Origin of the sequence: Erysipelothrix piscisicarius (assembly GCF_003931795.1) — a bacterium.
GTDB lineage: Bacteria > Bacillota_I > Bacilli_A > Erysipelotrichales > Erysipelotrichaceae > Erysipelothrix > Erysipelothrix piscisicarius.
This window is the reverse complement of sequence record NZ_CP034234.1, coordinates 231,934-248,193: the sequence shown is the minus strand read 5'-3', so window position 1 is coordinate 248,193 and position 16,260 is coordinate 231,934. Positions and strand designations below refer to the sequence as shown.

Below are 16,260 nucleotides of genomic sequence, written 5' to 3'. Positions count from 1 at the left end.
ATTTTTAAAACATAGTCTGAAAAAGAATTATTGATTACCTCTACCAATTCTTCTAGGCTAGACTCATTTAGTTGTATAATTTCGTACATGTACTCACCTCATAGATATCATTGTAACACGTGTGCAGAATACATTTGTATTAATGTAAATAAATTGTATAATTGTACTAGAAAAGAGGATGCTATGACGGACAATGGAATACGATTACAACTTTCAGGAATTGCGATTCTCCTATTAGGAATCGGTTTACAAAACAACGAGGTGCTTTTGTGGTTTGGAATATTTGTTGCGCTCTATGGATTATATCGTGGGGCAGATGATCAAGGAAAAACGAGGAATGGTAACTATGTTCCCAATATGGATAAGTTGGCAGAACGCTCTGCAACTGCAATTCTAAAAGCACGCAAAGAGGATAACGTTCAAGATAACGCGCAGGATTAATGGAAACCAAACGCACAACGGATAGTTCATTCGTTGTTTTTTATTGAATCAATCATCCATTATAGGAGCCTTTTAAAAATGGTGGTTGACATTGGGACTTGAACTAACCTATACTATCAATGTATTAATAACCAAATATAATACCCATAATATGGTTGGGTAGTATCTACCGATGTACCGTAAACACATCGACTATCGTGGTGAAAACTCGCAAGATCGTTTTCTCCCGATCTTTTTTTATTTGGTTTTTTAATCAAAAGAAAGCTAAGGAGAGGAGATAAAATGGAAAAATTCTTTAAGCTCAAGGAAAATAATACAACAGTGGGTACGGAGGTGCTGGCAGGAATAACAACATTCTTTGCAATGGCATATATTCTTTTTGTGAATCCACAAATATTATCTGAGTCAGGGTTGCCTTATAATGGGGTTTATATTGCAATAATTCTTGCATCTGTAATTGGAACACTCATCATGGGGTTATTCGCGAATATCCCTTATGCACAAGCTCCGGGTATGGGATTGAATGCATTCTTTACGTATACAGTTGTTTTAGTAGGGGGATTTACACCATACGAAGCACTCGCAATGGTATTTATTTGCGGTTTATTAAATATGTTTATGACCGTTACAAATATCCGTAAGCATCTCATTAAAGCGATTCCTGAAACTTTACAACTTGCAATCAGTGCCGGAATTGGATTGTTTATCGCTTATATTGGATTATTAAATATCAAATTTATTGAATTTGGAGCAGTCCCATCAATCACAACATTCAAGGATCCAAGTATCGTGTTGGCAGTAATTGGCCTTATTATTACTATTGTGTTAATGCTTAAAAAAGTTAAGGGTGCTATTTTAATCGGTATTCTTGCAACTACCGTTATCGGTATTCCAATGGGTGTTGTTCAGCTTGGAGGAGCGGCTCAATGAACCGTTGGATTCTCAGTTATTTTTAAAGAATTTGGGGAAATTTTTGGAAAAGCATTAGGTCAAGAAGGTCTTATTAGCCTCTTCACAAATTACAATTTAACAAAAATTATTCCAATCATCTTTGCATTCTCATTAACCGATACATTTGATACCATTGGTACTTTTATTGGTACAGGTCGTCGTTCAGGAATTTTTTCTCAAGAAGACCAAGATTCATTAGAATCAGGAAGTGGTATGAAGTCAAAATTGGAACGTGGATTATTTGCAGATATGATTGCGACAACAGCAGGTGCAGTTCTTGGAACTTCAAATGTTACAACATTTGTTGAAAGTTCTGCCGGAATTGGAGCGGGTGGACGCACTGGATTAACCTCTGTCGTTACAGCAGCGTGTTTCTTAGCAAGTATTATTCTAGCGCCAGTTGTTAGTTTAATTCCGCCAGCAGCTACTGCTCCGGCATTAATCGTTGTTGGTATCTTGATGAGTGCTTCATTCGCAGATATTGAATGGGCTAACTTTGAAAAGGCTGTACCAGCTTTCTTTACAGTAATCATGACTGTATTAACCTATAGTATTTCAAATGGTATTGCATGTGGTTTTATTGCTTACATTGTAGTAGAAGTTTCAATGAAACGTGCATCAAAGGTTCATCCAATCGTCTATGGTAGTGCAATTCTATTTATTTTAAACTTTGTAATTACAGCAATGAGTTAAAAAGTATCAATCCTTATAAAGAAAAGAACACTCATCGATGTGGAGTAGTAAACTAAAAGTAGACAAGTAAAAAAGACTTGTCTACTTTTTTGTGTAATAATAAAATCAGAGATAAAACGGAGGTATTAATGATGGGAAGACCCAAAGGTGGATTAAATAATAAATGGACTTATGAGGATCGTATTAAAGTCGTTACACGTCATATTGATGAACATATAAGTGCTGCGAAACTATCACAAGAAACAGGAATACCTAAAGGAACGATTAATGGTTGGATTGATCGATTCATGCGTGATGGTAAAGAGGGTTTAAAAAACAAGAAAAAGACAGGAAATCATTTTTCTGCGCTTCATACGAGTAAATCATTAACTGAGATCGAACGACTTCAACTCGAAATTCTAAAACGAGATATTGAGATTGCACGATTAAAAAAAGAGTACCAGGTGAAAGGAGTTGGTGTAAACAAGGAGTTCGTTACTTTAAAAGACAAGAATTCCAAATAGCACATGACTTATCTTTTAAACATCCGATTACGTTCATTCTTAGATTTATGAATTTGAACCGATCTGGTTATTACAAGTGGTTAAAGCATAAGAATGATCTCAATATTTATGAACAAAAAAGAGCGATTCTTAGCTTTGTGATTAAAGACTGGCATCGCCGTTTTCCAAGTTATGGTTATCATGATATCGCTGCAGTCATGAGAAAGCAAAGTGATTTAGGGATTGAATTTTCCGATAATTTAATCCACAAGTGTTGCAAGTTTTTAAATATTAAATCAAAAGTTAAACACTATTCCTATAAAACCTGGAACACAAAGTCGAATTTATCCTAATATTATAAAGAATCAATGGAGGCAACCAAACCTTTAGAAATTATTGTTTCAGATATGACACATATTCGAAACAAAGGGATTAATATGAATGGACTTTAATGGTTGATACCTTTAACAATGAAATTATCAGTTCTGCATTATCGCGTACAACTGGTGATCCTAAGCCTTACTACAAGTGTCTCGAGGATCTCCTTGCGCTACTTAAGGATAATAAAAAAAACAGCTCCCACGATTCTTCACACAGATCAAGGAGCTGTCTACCACTCTAAAGCTTTCGCTAAAGCGCATGAAAATTATAACATAATTAGATCTATGTCGCGAGCTGGAACACCTACAGATAATCCAATTATCGAATCATTAAATGGATGGATTAAAGCAGAAATGGCGTGTGATTATCAATACTGGTCCGTAGATAACTTTGAAAATTTTATCGAAGAATATGTACATTATTTCAATTTTGAAAGACCTGCTTACTGTTTAAATTACAAAACCCCTATCCAATATAAAATGGATAAGGGTTTCTAGTCTTTTATTAATGTCTACTTTTGTTTGACAACTCCACATCGATGAGTGTTCTTTTCTTTATAATAAGTTTAGTTTTTTGAGTATTTTTTTATGAGCTGTAATAATTGCTAGATTCTTTAATTCTTCTAGTGGAACAAAGTACCAATTTTGATTTACGTCTTGGATATTCTCAACGATAAAAACAGAAATATTCCACTGTAAATGGGAAAACTTATGCTTCAAAGTGAGCACAGGATTCAAATCCATTACCCCATCAATTTGAGGTAATCGTAACAGTCCTTCCATAAGCCCATCTTCATGATCATCAGAAATTAAAATTTTATCATCCTTGGTAAAAATAATAACAGATTTTTCATAAATTGGAACGGGTTTCGCTTTTGGGATGAAGGGTATTGTACCCACACATTCTCCACGATAACAAGCACACATTTCTTTAAATGGACAGCCTTCGCATGTCGTATTACTTGGGGTACAAACAAGTGCTCCAAGTTCCATAAGGGCTTGCGTGAAATCGCTGGGGTCAGCTCCGTTTAGGAGTAACTCTTCCTTCAGAAAGGCTTCAAAATACTTATGACACGCCCGTGTATTGACATTTTCGGTATAGTTAAGATATCGTGCCATTACACGCTTTACGTTTCCATCGATTGCAATTTCAGGAAGACTGAAAGCAATTGAGGCGATGGCACTAGAGGTATAATCACCGATTCCGGGAATTTTCATGAGTTCTTTCTTATCAGCTGGAAGTTTACCTTGGTAATGTTCCATAACGAATTGCGCTCCTGCATGGAGATTTCGTGCACGTCGATAATAACCAAGGCCTTCCCACATTTTTAAGACTTCATCAATCTCAGCCTTAGCGAGGCTTTCCACATTCGGATATCGTTGAATCCAGCGATCGTAGTAGGGGATCATGGTAGCGATTTGTGTTTGTTGGGCCATGATTTCGCTTACCCATATTTTATAAGGATCTTTTTGAGATCTAAATGGTAATTCACGTTTATGTTCGTGATACCAGCCCATGAGTCGTTCTGTAAAGTTCATAATGATAGTATACACGATAACATAAAAAGAAAAGAGCTCGGTGCTCTTTTCTTAGAGAGATAGTGCGTTTCATCATCATTTACTTCATAAGTGGTTAAGAAGGAAATCATGAAGTAAATTTCAAGAGAGACAATGAATTGCGGTAACAACTTACGTTATTTTCCAAGTTGTTACTTATATGATATACGGAATCAGGGCGGAAATCAAGAATAAATGGTATAATAAACGTGGGAAAAAATGTGAAGAGGACAATTATGGAAACTTATACTAAATCGCTTTCTAAAAAAGATAAGATAACGTTGATCTTCCAACTTCTATTAGGTGTTTTTACAGTCATAGTTGGTGTTTTATTTATATTTAGAGATAAAATTTTATGGTCATTAATCTATTGGATGTTTGTGGCCATGTTAGCTGCAACATTTGTACTATTCTTATATCGATCTGTAAAGAATCGCAGTATATCAGATGCACTTATTGCGCTCGGTTCGGGTGTTTTTCTTGGTTTAATTAGATATAAAGAAGCCCTTTATATCGAAATTATGGCATTGTTTTTTGGTATTTGGGCTCTGTTTAATGCGGTGGTTCATGGTCTTGAGTTTTATGTCGCAATTCATGAAAAGCAAAAAAATAAACTCTTCAAGCTCTTTGCGTCGATTGTGTCTTTGGTTATGGGGATTGTGTTATTGACACGAGGCGTCTCAAATCGATTTTTAATGAATATTCAAATTGGTGCATATGTAATCTTTTTTGGTATCGTATCGATTCTATCTTCGGCTCGCGTTTTATGGCGCCATCAAACAAGTGTTCGTTTATCGGCACCGGTTTTTCTAGCCGCAATGAATCCATATTTTCTTGAAAAAGAGACCCGTAAATTAGTTCAAAGCAATCCCGATGCCGTTATCGATAAGGTTGTGAAGACAGAAGGAAACTATATCTCGATCTATATCTATGCGAAAGATCATGGTTATAATCGTATGGGTCATTTAGATATTGGATATAACGGTGTTATTTATTCTTATGGTGCACATGATCCATTTAATCGTGCTAAGTCTATGGCATATGGCGATGGTGTTATGATTGTGGGTAGCGAAGTTGATTATGTTCAGTATGCGGTGGATGACGATACAACTGTTTTTCGATTTATTTGTGAGTTGTCAACGGAACAACGTGAATTCGTTGAAAAGCGTTTGGATGAGTTGTTTAAGTCTGCATACTATTTTAAGTGGCCCTATAATTTGGATACTAAAAAAGAACATCATCTTACGAATTTGATTGATGCGGGAGCTTCTGTTGATTATTATAAGTTTAAAGAAGGTGAATTTAAGACCTATAATGTTTTTACCACAAACTGTGTCTTAATTGCGGATTATGTTATTCAATCGACGGGGATGAAACTTTTTCAAATGAGTGGTGTTATTACACCGGGTGCTTATTATGATTATCTTGATAATCTACTCAATAAGCCAGGATCAATCGTTGTGAAGAGAGAAATATATCGTAAAAAAGAAGTTTAATGAACCCTTAGGGGTTCATTTTTTATTATTACCTGGGCATTATCATTGATATTATTTCTAATTCGAAATAATATGGTACTACAACCAGTAGGTAGTTATGAAACAGTTAAAAGGATTACACCATGTTACTGCAATTACAAGCAGTGCTGAAGAGATTTATAAATTTTATACATATATATTAGGAATGCGACTTGTTAAGAAAAATATTAATCAAGATGACATTCATACCTATCATTTATATTTTGCAGACGACCGAGGCAATCCCGGGACAAATATGACTTTTTTTGATTTTCCAAATATTTCTAAATCCCAACGGGGAACGAATGAGTTATCAAGAACGAGTTTTAGAGTTGCGTCGGATGATGCGCTTTCTTACTGGGAGAAACGCTTTACCAACTATGAAATTCCATTTGAATCAGACCAAATGTTCTTTGGTAAAAAAGCAATCACGTTCGAAGATTTTGATGGTCAACGCTATGCTTTAGTTTCAGATGAAACAAATATAGGAATTCCTTCCGGAGAGCCATGGTATAAAGGACCAGTTCCTGATGCTTATGCAATTACAAGGCTCGGACCGATGTTTATGGATGTTTCTAATCTTGAATTAACGCATCAAGTTCTTTCAACAGTATTTGGGATGCGAAAGATGAAGACCGAGGATACCTTAACGCTTTATGAGATGGGCGATGGCGGCAATGGTGGATCAATTATCGTCCGCGAGAATTTAACGCAAGGAAATGCCGTTCAAGGTTATGGTGGGGTGCATCATGTTGCGTTTAGAGTTGATGAGAAAGAAGATTTGATGAAATGGTATCGTGAGTTATCGGAAATGGGGATTCCAAGTTCGGGTTATGTTGAACGATTCTATTTTGGTTCGCTATATATCCGCATTCTTCCAAATATCCTTTTCGAGCTCGCAACAGATGGTCCAGGGTTTATTGATGACGAAGAATCGTATGAAGTTCTGGGAGAGATGTTAACATTACCACCACGTCTTCGTCCAAAACGTGACTATATTGAATCACAAATTAAAAATTTTGATACTGTACGCAGTACGCGTGAATTCAAGAAAGAGGTGTTTTAATGTCATCGCTTAAAACACTTACCATACTTTTCCGAACACATCAGACTATCTTAGATCACGTTAAGGAGAGTATTAAGGATTTTGATATTAATGTGAACGAGTTTCAAGCTCTAGAAGCACTCTATCATAAAGGAAAGCTCACGACTCAGGCTCTTTGTGATACCGTACTTGTGCCAGGCAGTAGTATGACATATGTTGTGGATCAATTATAAAAGAAAGGTCTCGTTATGCGCTTGAAAGACGAACGTGATCGAAGAATAAACTATGTTATGTTAAGCAATAAGGGCCTTTCAGAAATCGAAATTATCTATCGAACGCATGAACAGGAAATGCGAAAATGTTTCGACAGACTTTCGCCCGAGGAAGAGGCGACATTACAAACACTTCTTAAAAAAATAGGGAAAGAGGGATTGTATGATTCATAAGATGATACCAGGAACTTCAGAGCGGACGATTATAGGTTTACATGGAACGGGTGGAACGGAAGAGGATATGTTTCAGATTGCACGTTATATCGATCCAGAAGCTACATATATCGGCATTCGAGGGAATATTGTGGAAGATGGAATGAATCGATATTTCAGACGTATCGATATGAAAACATTCGATCTCGAAAGTTTGGAACAGGAAACAACGAATTTAAGAAATGAGATTCTAAAATTACTTAAAAATTATGATCGATCATTAGAGTGCGTTTCCGTTGTAGGATATTCAAATGGTGCGAATATTACGTTAAACTTACTAAAAATGAATTTTATGCTCTTTAAAAATGCACTGTTATTTCATCCAATGCATGTACAACCCGCGATTCCATTTCCACAAAATTTACCAACCCGAGTATTGATAACCAGTGGTGAAGGGGATCCGTATACTGATGTTCAAGATATTGAATTGATGATTGAAAAACTGAACGCATCTAACATTTTCACAACACACTTTCACACGCACCATGGCCATCAATTAATTCCAGAAGAAATTAAACAAACCCGAGATTTTTATGAAATTTAAAACACAAGATTTAAGTGCGAAAGAGCGTTATAAATTTTTAACAGGCAGTGTCGTTCCACGTCCTATTGCATGGATTACAACCCGAAACACCGATGCTTCAATCAACCTTGCACCATTCAGTTTTTTTAGTCTTGTTTCAACCGAAGTTCCAATTGTTTCCGTTGCAATTAATCGGAATAACGGAGAGCTTAAAGATACCAGTAAGAATCTCTTACAAACACGCGAGTGCGTGGTTCATATCGCAAATTACGAGAATGCGGAAGCAATGAATGAGAGTTCGATGATTCTATCTTATGGTGAAAGTGAAGTAACAAAGCTTAATCTCGAAACACAATCAAGTGTGATGATTGAGACTCCAAGTCTTAAAGATACAAAAATTAAACTTGAAACAGAATTATTTAGTCATCAAGAAATAAAAGATGCAAGGGGTGTATGTACAGCTCTGTTTTTACTTAAAGTAATCCATTTAGATTTTGATGATTCAATTTTTGATCGGAAGCAAGGGTATCTTGATGTAAATAAACTTGGTCCGATTGCTCGTCTAGCGGGAAATCAATTCGCAGCAATGAAGCCAGTTTTTACCTTAAAACGTCTTATTTAAAAAGAAGCTCACAATTGAGCTTCTTTTCTTAAAGTTCTTGCAGTAATTTTTTCGCAACGTCCTGATTTAATTTCGGTTCTTGAAGTAATTTCGATACAAGACGTTCAACATCTTCGGATGGACAACCAACAGCTAAAGCGAGTGATTTCGCTTGAAGTTTCATATGTCCACTTTGAATTCCTACGGTTGTAAGGGCATAAAGCGCAGCAAAGTTTTGTGCTAAACCGACAGAGGCAAGAATCATCATCAGTTCTTCTGCATTTTTATATCCTAAAATTTTTCGGCTTAATTGAGCTTTGGGATGAATTGCAATAGAACCTCCAACGGTACCAATTGGAAGCGGAAGTTTAATAATGCCTTCAATCATATTGTCCGAATTTATATTCCATGTTGCAAGGGGTTGATAACTTCCACTCATTGATGCATAACTATGAACCGCTGCTTCAATGGCTCGCCAATCATTTCCGGTTGCGACTACAACGGCATCAATACCATTCATAATGCCTTTGTTGTGTGTTGTAGCCCGGTAAGGATCAACTTCAGCAAGATGACTTGCTTGTTGAATGCGAAGTGCAATATCGTCTGGATAACGAAGCGTTTTTGGATCAATAACGACACGGGCCTCGGCCAGACATTCCGTTGCAAGGTTTGAAAGGATGGACATCAACGGATGTTCATCAAAAACAGACTCAAGATGATTACCGATTGCCTCTAAGATTGTGTTCATCATGTTTGCGCCCATTGCTTCTTGCGTGTCAATGGTACAATAAACAATCAAAAAAGGTGTCTTATTCGGTTTATTTAGATACGCGGTATGAATGTGACGCAAACCACCGCCTCGCTGCACAATTGAAGGATAAGCATCACGAGCAATTGTAAATAATCGATCACGATTATCTTCCAAATATTGTATCATTTCTGTTTGTCTTTGAGGATTTGCGAATGCAATTTGTCCGATCATATTGCGTTTATAAATACGAGCATGAATGCCACCATTACATTGCATAATTTTGGCGGCATTACTTGCAGCTGCAATTACAGAGGGTTCTTCGGTCACCATAGGAATCACATAGTCTTGATTATTTATCAAAAAATTTGGAGCACAACCCATTGGAATTTCATAAGTTGTGATTGCATTTTCAATCATATGATCATAAATTTCCGAACTGAGTGGAATATCGAGATCATCGTCATAACGGTTTTGATTTTCTAAAACATTACGGCGTTCTGTTATCGTCCTTTTATAAAATTTATTGTACATAATGAGCACTCCTTTTATAAATATCATACCGAATTTGATTATATATGCCAAGTAGAATTGAGAGGTGTGGTATTATATAAAAAAAGGAGTGATATGATGAAAACAAATAAAGTTTCTATTATTGGTGCAGGTTTTGTAGGTTCGACAACAGCTTTTGCGTTAATGAACAGCAATATTGCATCTGAAATCGTAATCGTTGATATTAACAAAGAAAAAGCTCAAGGTGAGGCAATGGACTTAGACCAAGGTCGTGTGTTTGTTTCTCCAGTTAAAATAATTGCTGGGGATTATCCAGAGACTCAGGGCTCCGATATTGTAATTATTACAGCTGGACTGGCACAAAAACCAGGAGAAACACGGATTGATCTTGTGAATCGTAACATTAAAATTTATGAAGAATTAGTTCCAAATATCGTGAAGTATAATCCAGACGCAATTTTACTTGTGGTTTCAAACCCGGTCGATATTTTGACACATATTACTTATAAACTTTCTGGTTTTCCAGCAGAGCGCGTAATTGGTTCGGGAACGGTTTTAGATACAGCACGTTTCCAATCGATGTTAGCGAATAAATTTGAAGTGGATGCACGAAATATTCACGCAAATATTATTGGAGAACACGGTGATAGTGAAATTGCTACGTGGTCCTTAACGACTGTAGCGGGGCTAACCATTGATCAATACTGTGAGAATGTGGGGATTGAGTTTACGGAAGAAACACGTCAAAAAGTTACACACGATGTGAAGACTGCTGCTTATGAAATTATTGATCGTAAAGGTTATACAAACTATGCCGTAGCACTTGCGATAACGCGTATTGTGAATGCGATTTTACGTGATGAGAATTCGATTTTAACCGTTTCAAGCCTTCAAAACGGGGCATATGGTATTGAAGATGTTTATATTTCTGTCCCAACAGTTGTGGGACGAACGGGTGTTAAGCATGTTATTGAAGTTCCGTACAGTTCCAATGAGGTTGAAGCACTCCAAGAATCTGCAGAGATGTTAAGAGAGATTGTTTCACAACCTAATTTATAATAATGAACACCATGTTTATCGTTAACATGGTGTTTTTATGTAAGCGTTTAAGTGAACTTATACGCAAAAAGTGAGCATGAAGAGTGCATTTTCTGTCATTTCATGTTCAATTCATGTATAATGATACAGTTATAGGAAAAGAGACGATGTATATGAAAAAAATTATAAATATAGCAGTTATCGCGCACGTTGATGCGGGAAAATCTACATTAGTTGATGCAATGCTTAAATCAGCTGGTGTTTTCCATGAAAATCAAGTTGTTCTAGATCAAGTTATGGACAGCGATGATATCGAACGTGAACGTGGTATCACAATCTATTCCAAAAACTGTAGTGTAAATCATGGTGACATCAAAATTAATATTGTTGATACACCAGGTCACGCCGACTTCTCAAGTGAAGTCGAGCGTATCATTAAAACCGTAGATACAGTTATTCTCCTTGTGGATAGTGCAGAAGGCCCTATGCCACAAACACGCTTTGTACTTAAAAAATCACTTGAAGCCGGTCTGAAACCAATCTTATTAATTAATAAAATTGATAAGCCAGATCGTCGTGTTGAAGAAGTAATCGAGGAAGTTTATGAACTCTTTATGGACCTCGATGCTACGGATGAACAATTAGAATTCCCAATTCTTTATGGTATTGCGAAAAAATATATTGTTCAGAAGACACTTGAAGAAGAAGGAACAAACATTAAACCGTTGTTTGATACAATTGTGGAACACACACCACTTTACCCAGATTATGACAACGATCCATTACAATTCCAAATTTCTTCACTTGCATACGATGAGTATGTTGGACGTTTAGGAATGGGCCGTATTACGAAGGGTCAAGTTAAACGTGGACAAGCAGTCGTTGTAGCGGACAATGATGGAAGTACGAAACGTCAAAATATTTCTAAAATCTTTACATATGATGGGTTAAAACGTGTCGAAACAGATGTAGCTTATGCTGGAGATATTGTACTTGTTTCAGGTATTGATGATATTTCAATTGGTAATACGTTATGTGATGTCAATCATGTTGAACCATTGCCTCCAATTGTTATTGAAGAGCCAACACTATCCATGAACTTCATGGTTAATGCTTCGCCATTTGCAGGAAAAGATGGTAAATATGTTACATCACGTAATATTAAAGAGCGTCTTGAAAAAGAACTTGAAGTGAATGTGGGGTTACGTGTTGAAGCAACGGAATCCGCAGACTCATTTAAAGTTTCAGGTCGTGGAGAACTTCACTTATCAATCTTAATTGAAAACATGCGTCGTGAAGGCTATGAGCTTGCAATCAGTAAACCTCGTGTTATTACACAAGAAATTGATGGACGTAAATGTGAACCGATTGAAGAAGTTATTGTTGAAGTGCCAGAAAAATATTCAGGAACAATGATCAGCCAAATTAGTTTACGACAAGGTGAACTCACAAATATGGAAGAAGATCGTGGAATGGTAAAACAATTCTGGAATGTTCCAACACGTGGTCTGATTGGTTTCCGTGGTGACTTTATTAATATGACTCATGGTGAAGGAACGATGATTCGTCAATTCCATGGATATGAACCTATGAAGGGTGCAATTTCACAACGTTCAAATGGTTCAATGGTTTCAACTGAAACAGGTAAATCAATGACATACTCAATCTTCAACCTTCAAGAACGTGGTCAATTCTTTATTGGCGCACAAACAGATGTTTATGAAGGAATGATTTTAGGTATTGCAGCTCGTGATACTGATATGGATGTGAATCCAACAAAAAATAAAAAAGCAACAGCTGTTCGTAGTTCAGGACGTGATGAAGCGATGAAGCTAACACCACCGATTCCATTGACACTTGAATATGCTCTCGAGTTCATTCGTGATGATGAACTTGTTGAAGTAACACCGAACTTCCTACGATTACGCAAACGTTATTTAAAAGCAATCGATCGTAAACGAGCAGGACGTTCAGATATTGATTAATCAAGGAGATCGATAATATGAGTTTAGGTAATAAACCATTGAAGTTGACTTTAATTAAAAAATCAAATGAATCCAAGGCGCGTCTTACAACTATTGAGACGCACCATGGAACAGTAGAAACACCAATGTTTATGCCAGTAGGGACCCTTGCAAGTGTGAAATTTCTCTCACCAGAAGATTTACGAAGTATAGGATCTCAAGTGATTCTAAGCAACACATACCATCTCTGGCTAAGACCGGGTGAAGAAGTAGTTCGCCAAGCAGGTGGACTTCATAAATTTATGAATTATAATGGACCCATTCTAACAGATAGTGGCGGATTCCAAGTGTTTTCACTGGGTAAGATTCGTACAATTTCTGAAGAGGGTGTTGAGTTTAGAAGCCATCTTAGCGGTGAAAAACTGTTCTTAACACCAGAAAAAGCAATTCAGGTTCAAAATGCATTAGGGCCAGACATTATGATGAGTTTTGATGAATGTCCTCCTTATCCTGCAACCTATGAGTATATGAAAAATTCGGTTGAGCGCACAATTCGTTGGGCTGCTCGTGGGAAAGCAGCACATCAAAATCCCGAGACGCAAGCGTTATTTGGTATTGTTCAAGGTGGTAAGTATGCAGACCTTCGTGAACATTGTGCCAAAGAATTAGTTGCAATGGATTTCCCAGGTTATTCAATTGGGGGAACAAGTGTTGGTGAACCCAAAGATGTTATGTGGCAAATGATTGACCACACCATTGATTTCTTACCGGAAGATAAACCCCGTTATTTAATGGGTGTCGGAAGTGTTGATGCGATATTTGAAGGTGTATTGCGCGGTGTTGATATGTTTGACTGCGTATTGCCTAAACGAATTGCTCGACATGGTACTGCAATGACCTCAACCGGTCGTGTTAATATTAAAAATAAAAAGTGGGAGTATGATTTTTCGCCACTTGATGAAAACTGTGATTGCGAATGCTGTCAAAATTATACGAAATCCTATTTACGACATTTAATTCGTTGTAATGAAGGTTTTGGTATGCGACTCTTATCCATTCATAATTTGCGATTCTTATTAAAACTCATGGAAGATATCCGTGAAGCCATTAAAGAAGATCGATTGCTTGAACTTCGTGATCAAGTTTATGAAAGTTATGGAATTACAGGCGATGACCATCCTGGATGGTAATCAAACAAAAAACTTGGTTCATTCGAATCAAGTTTTTTTATGCAATTTTGTGAATTGCACAAAATCGTGTCAGAGCACGGTCTTTATGGTAAAATAGTGAAGATGTAATACGATACAAACCAAGGAGTAAACTATGAATGTAAATGATTTTGATTTTGATTTGCCAGAGGAACTGATTGCGCAAACTCCTGCTGAAAAGCGAAGTGAATCGCGACTGCTTGTTGTTGATGGTATGAACTTGGAAGATAAACATTTCTATAATATTATTGATTATTTAAATGAAGGGGATGTTTTAGTACTCAACGATACACGCGTTATTGCAGCACGTCTGTTTGGTGAAAAGCCTGAAACAGGTGCTCATGTTGAACTTTTAATTTTAAAATTTGAGGGAAAGACGGCGGAGTGTCTTGTCGGAAATGCAAAGGTTGTTAAGTTGGGTACCGAATTAAGTTTTGGTAATGGAAAATTAAAAGCAGTTTGTACACATGTTGGAGAAGAAGGTTTAAGAAATTTTGATCTGGTCTTTGACGGAATATTCTTAGAAATCTTAGATGAACTTGGACAAATGCCACTACCACCATATATTCACGAACGATTGGAAGATAAAGAGCGTTATCAAACGGTATATTCTCGCGTTCAAGGGAGTGCGGCAGCACCCACTGCGGGGCTTCATTTTACACCGGAGTTGCTTGAAGCAATTGAAGCTAAGGGAATTACAATTGCCCCTGTAACACTTCATGTTGGACTGGGTACGTTTAGACCGGTTAAAGTCGATAATGTTCTTGAACATAAAATGCATAGTGAAGCCTATACGATGTCTCAAGAAACAGCAGAGATTTTAAATGATGCGAAACAAGATGGCCGCCGCATAATTGCAGTGGGTACAAATTCAGTTCGAACATTGGAAACTGTGATGTCAAAGTACGGCACGTTCAAAGAATGCCAAGGTAATAGTGAAATCTTTATTTATCCTGATTATGAATGGAAAGCAGTGGATGCAATCATTACTAATTTTCACTTACCAAAATCAACATTAATTATGTTAGTAAGTGCATTTATGGGTAAAGAAGCAATCGATCATGCCTATAAACATGCAGTTGATTCAAAATACCGATTCTTCTCATTTGGAGATAGTATGTTTTTAAAAGCACGTAATACGAAGTAGGAGATATTTATGGAACAAACACAAACAACGGATGCTAAGCCAAGTGGTTTTACGCGACTTAAATTATTTTTTAAGCAAGGGGACTATAAGTTTTTAGGAATTATTCTAATGATTCATGTTCTTTTAGGCACAATACATCTTTTTGCCTATAATTCGCTTCATCCACTCTCAAAACTTTTGGCAAATCTTCCGATGATTTTTCAAATTATTATTGTATCGATCTATGGACTTCTGGCATATGCAATTCCTGGATACCTAATTGTCATTGCAATTAAAAATAAGAGTCGAATTTTAAAGAGTGTTGACTTTGCATTAATCGTTTTATTTATGATCCTCTTTATAACCTTTATCGTGCTCTATATTCTATCGTTTTTTGAATCAAGTCGTGTCATATGGATGATTTATAGTTTTGTAAATCCATTAATGGGGACATTCTCTGAGAAGTTAATGCGCATTCATTGGTCGTCCATTTTATGGATTATTTCCGCAGCGGTTCCGTCATTTGGTTTACTGATTGGGATGTATTTGAGACTTAAATGTGAGGGGGTTGTGGAATGAAACGAACATGGTCTGCCTTATTGGTGATTCTTGCCAGTGCTATTGTTTATAAATTTCTTATTTCTGTTTTACCATCCTCATTAGAGGGCATTGCAACGACAATTTGGATGGTGTTGATGCTTGTGATTGGTTATTTCTTAGCACCGCTTCAAAAGAAGAATAATCGATGGGTGGGAAAAGTAGTACTATCCTTTGTGATTATTTGTGTTTTTGGATATCGCTTGAATGTTTTATCAATTCCAGAATTTACGACATTGCTCAACGCAATTGGTATAACTGGAACCTTTTTAGATATACTCCTCATTTACTGTGGATGGGCTTTTTTTCAAGTTTAATATACGTCAAGAAACAATAAAGAAAGCAATCTTTGTTGTTTTTTTTATCCAACAGGGATAAGTATTCGTATATCTAA

Annotated in this window: 19 protein-coding genes, 1 pseudogene and 1 riboswitch; of the genes and pseudogenes, 18 read left to right on the top strand and 2 right to left on the bottom strand. The window is 36.5% G+C overall.

The annotated features are described in order from the left end of the window. The first annotated feature begins 183 nt into the window (after positions 1-183). From EEI45_RS01220 to EEI45_RS08825, 6 genes and pseudogenes are all read left to right on the top strand, one after another. A complete protein-coding gene (locus EEI45_RS01220) occupies positions 184-441 on the top strand; it encodes a hypothetical protein (protein WP_125163820.1) in 258 nt (85 codons plus the stop codon). A 113-nt stretch (positions 442-554) separates the two neighbouring features. Continuing rightward, positions 555-657, top strand: a riboswitch (purine riboswitch). A 66-nt stretch (positions 658-723) separates the two neighbouring features. Next, positions 724-2,085, top strand: a pseudogene (locus EEI45_RS01215) (NCS2 family permease). A 128-nt stretch (positions 2,086-2,213) separates the two neighbouring features. Next, the gene (locus EEI45_RS01210; RefSeq protein ID WP_181950063.1) at positions 2,214-2,588 is read left to right on the top strand and encodes a helix-turn-helix domain-containing protein; all 375 of its coding nucleotides are present in this window, start codon (positions 2,214-2,216) and stop codon (positions 2,586-2,588) included. A 47-nt stretch (positions 2,589-2,635) separates the two neighbouring features. Then, a complete protein-coding gene (locus tag EEI45_RS08835; RefSeq protein WP_228410278.1) occupies positions 2,636-2,920 on the top strand; it encodes a hypothetical protein in 285 nt (94 codons plus the stop codon). Between the two features lie 98 nt (positions 2,921-3,018). Then, positions 3,019-3,189 carry a hypothetical protein gene (locus EEI45_RS08830; RefSeq protein WP_228410427.1) on the top strand — a complete coding sequence of 57 codons (171 nt, stop codon included), beginning with the start codon at positions 3,019-3,021 and terminating at the stop codon, positions 3,187-3,189. Between the two features lie 43 nt (positions 3,190-3,232). Further along, on the top strand, positions 3,233-3,445 hold the full coding sequence (locus EEI45_RS08825) for an integrase core domain-containing protein (RefSeq protein ID WP_228410277.1): 213 nt from the start codon (positions 3,233-3,235) through the stop codon (positions 3,443-3,445). 57 nt (positions 3,446-3,502) lie between these two features. On the opposite strand, the gene mutY is transcribed toward EEI45_RS08825, so the two are convergent. Further along, the gene (mutY, locus tag EEI45_RS01200) at positions 3,503-4,501 is read right to left on the bottom strand and encodes an A/G-specific adenine glycosylase (protein ID WP_228410426.1); all 999 of its coding nucleotides are present in this window, start codon (positions 4,499-4,501) and stop codon (positions 3,503-3,505) included. Positions 4,502-4,740: 239 nt separating this feature from the next. Here mutY and EEI45_RS01195 point away from each other — a divergent pair, with 239 nt between their 5' ends. From EEI45_RS01195 to EEI45_RS01175, 6 genes are all read left to right on the top strand, one after another. After that, the gene (locus EEI45_RS01195; protein ID WP_125163819.1) at positions 4,741-6,000 is read left to right on the top strand and encodes an HdeD family acid-resistance protein; all 1,260 of its coding nucleotides are present in this window, start codon (positions 4,741-4,743) and stop codon (positions 5,998-6,000) included. A gap of 97 nt (positions 6,001-6,097) precedes the next feature. After that, the gene (locus EEI45_RS01190; protein WP_125163818.1) at positions 6,098-7,084 is read left to right on the top strand and encodes a VOC family protein; all 987 of its coding nucleotides are present in this window, start codon (positions 6,098-6,100) and stop codon (positions 7,082-7,084) included. Then, on the top strand, positions 7,084-7,296 hold the full coding sequence (locus EEI45_RS08820; protein ID WP_228410425.1) for a MarR family winged helix-turn-helix transcriptional regulator: 213 nt from the start codon (positions 7,084-7,086) through the stop codon (positions 7,294-7,296). Before EEI45_RS01190 ends, EEI45_RS08820 begins: the two co-directional genes overlap by 1 nt. A gap of 15 nt (positions 7,297-7,311) precedes the next feature. Then, positions 7,312-7,509 carry a MarR family winged helix-turn-helix transcriptional regulator gene (locus tag EEI45_RS08815; protein ID WP_228410424.1) on the top strand — a complete coding sequence of 66 codons (198 nt, stop codon included), beginning with the start codon at positions 7,312-7,314 and terminating at the stop codon, positions 7,507-7,509. Further along, positions 7,499-8,092, top strand: coding sequence for an alpha/beta hydrolase (locus tag EEI45_RS01180; protein ID WP_125163817.1), 594 nt, complete (start codon positions 7,499-7,501; stop codon positions 8,090-8,092). Before EEI45_RS08815 ends, EEI45_RS01180 begins: the two co-directional genes overlap by 11 nt. After that, the gene (locus tag EEI45_RS01175) at positions 8,082-8,693 is read left to right on the top strand and encodes a flavin reductase family protein (protein ID WP_125163816.1); all 612 of its coding nucleotides are present in this window, start codon (positions 8,082-8,084) and stop codon (positions 8,691-8,693) included. Before EEI45_RS01180 ends, EEI45_RS01175 begins: the two co-directional genes overlap by 11 nt. 28 nt (positions 8,694-8,721) lie before the next feature. Here the strand turns inward: EEI45_RS01175 and EEI45_RS01170 are convergent, their stop codons facing one another. Continuing rightward, positions 8,722-9,954 (bottom strand): hydroxymethylglutaryl-CoA reductase, degradative, encoded by a 1,233-nt coding sequence (locus tag EEI45_RS01170; RefSeq protein WP_125163815.1) that lies wholly within the window; start codon positions 9,952-9,954, stop codon positions 8,722-8,724. 96 nt (positions 9,955-10,050) lie between these two features. Between EEI45_RS01170 and EEI45_RS01165 the strand changes: the two genes are divergently transcribed. From EEI45_RS01165 to EEI45_RS01140, 6 genes are all read left to right on the top strand, one after another. Further along, the gene (locus EEI45_RS01165; protein WP_125163814.1) at positions 10,051-10,992 is read left to right on the top strand and encodes an L-lactate dehydrogenase; all 942 of its coding nucleotides are present in this window, start codon (positions 10,051-10,053) and stop codon (positions 10,990-10,992) included. 152 nt (positions 10,993-11,144) lie between these two features. Further along, a complete protein-coding gene (gene typA / locus EEI45_RS01160; RefSeq protein WP_125163813.1) occupies positions 11,145-12,956 on the top strand; it encodes a translational GTPase TypA in 1,812 nt (603 codons plus the stop codon). 17 nt (positions 12,957-12,973) lie between these two features. Beyond that, a complete protein-coding gene (gene tgt / locus EEI45_RS01155; protein ID WP_125163812.1) occupies positions 12,974-14,125 on the top strand; it encodes a tRNA guanosine(34) transglycosylase Tgt in 1,152 nt (383 codons plus the stop codon). 133 nt (positions 14,126-14,258) lie between these two features. Continuing rightward, positions 14,259-15,290, top strand: coding sequence for a tRNA preQ1(34) S-adenosylmethionine ribosyltransferase-isomerase QueA (queA, locus tag EEI45_RS01150; protein WP_125163811.1), 1,032 nt, complete (start codon positions 14,259-14,261; stop codon positions 15,288-15,290). 9 nt (positions 15,291-15,299) lie between these two features. Continuing rightward, on the top strand, positions 15,300-15,848 hold the full coding sequence (locus tag EEI45_RS01145) for a hypothetical protein (RefSeq protein ID WP_125163810.1): 549 nt from the start codon (positions 15,300-15,302) through the stop codon (positions 15,846-15,848). Next, the gene (locus EEI45_RS01140) at positions 15,845-16,183 is read left to right on the top strand and encodes a hypothetical protein (protein WP_125163809.1); all 339 of its coding nucleotides are present in this window, start codon (positions 15,845-15,847) and stop codon (positions 16,181-16,183) included. The genes EEI45_RS01145 and EEI45_RS01140 overlap by 4 nt, the downstream gene beginning before the upstream one ends. Positions 16,184-16,260 lie beyond the last annotated feature (77 nt).

Bases quoted from the DNA above. Each gene is read 5' to 3' on its own strand.
- EEI45_RS01190 (WP_125163818.1), top strand. From the start codon at position 6,098: ATGAAACAGTTAAAAGGATTACACCATGTTACTGCAATTACAAGCAGT.
- EEI45_RS08835 (WP_228410278.1), top strand. From the start codon at position 2,636: ATGAATTTGAACCGATCTGGTTATTACAAGTGGTTAAAGCATAAGAAT.
- typA (WP_125163813.1), top strand. From the start codon at position 11,145: ATGAAAAAAATTATAAATATAGCAGTTATCGCGCACGTTGATGCGGGA.
- EEI45_RS08825 (WP_228410277.1), top strand. From the start codon at position 3,233: ATGTCGCGAGCTGGAACACCTACAGATAATCCAATTATCGAATCATTA.
- EEI45_RS01145 (WP_125163810.1), top strand. From the start codon at position 15,300: ATGGAACAAACACAAACAACGGATGCTAAGCCAAGTGGTTTTACGCGA.
- tgt (WP_125163812.1), top strand. From the start codon at position 12,974: ATGAGTTTAGGTAATAAACCATTGAAGTTGACTTTAATTAAAAAATCA.
- EEI45_RS01210 (WP_181950063.1), top strand. From the start codon at position 2,214: ATGATGGGAAGACCCAAAGGTGGATTAAATAATAAATGGACTTATGAG.
- EEI45_RS08830 (WP_228410427.1), top strand. From the start codon at position 3,019: ATGGTTGATACCTTTAACAATGAAATTATCAGTTCTGCATTATCGCGT.
- EEI45_RS01165 (WP_125163814.1), top strand. From the start codon at position 10,051: ATGAAAACAAATAAAGTTTCTATTATTGGTGCAGGTTTTGTAGGTTCG.
- EEI45_RS01175 (WP_125163816.1), top strand. From the start codon at position 8,082: ATGAAATTTAAAACACAAGATTTAAGTGCGAAAGAGCGTTATAAATTT.
- EEI45_RS08820 (WP_228410425.1), top strand. From the start codon at position 7,084: ATGTCATCGCTTAAAACACTTACCATACTTTTCCGAACACATCAGACT.
- EEI45_RS01140 (WP_125163809.1), top strand. From the start codon at position 15,845: ATGAAACGAACATGGTCTGCCTTATTGGTGATTCTTGCCAGTGCTATT.
- EEI45_RS08815 (WP_228410424.1), top strand. From the start codon at position 7,312: ATGCGCTTGAAAGACGAACGTGATCGAAGAATAAACTATGTTATGTTA.
- EEI45_RS01195 (WP_125163819.1), top strand. From the start codon at position 4,741: ATGGAAACTTATACTAAATCGCTTTCTAAAAAAGATAAGATAACGTTG.
- queA (WP_125163811.1), top strand. From the start codon at position 14,259: ATGAATGTAAATGATTTTGATTTTGATTTGCCAGAGGAACTGATTGCG.
- EEI45_RS01170 (WP_125163815.1), bottom strand. From the start codon at position 9,954: ATGTACAATAAATTTTATAAAAGGACGATAACAGAACGCCGTAATGTT.
- EEI45_RS01220 (WP_125163820.1), top strand. From the start codon at position 184: ATGACGGACAATGGAATACGATTACAACTTTCAGGAATTGCGATTCTC.
- EEI45_RS01180 (WP_125163817.1), top strand. From the start codon at position 7,499: ATGATTCATAAGATGATACCAGGAACTTCAGAGCGGACGATTATAGGT.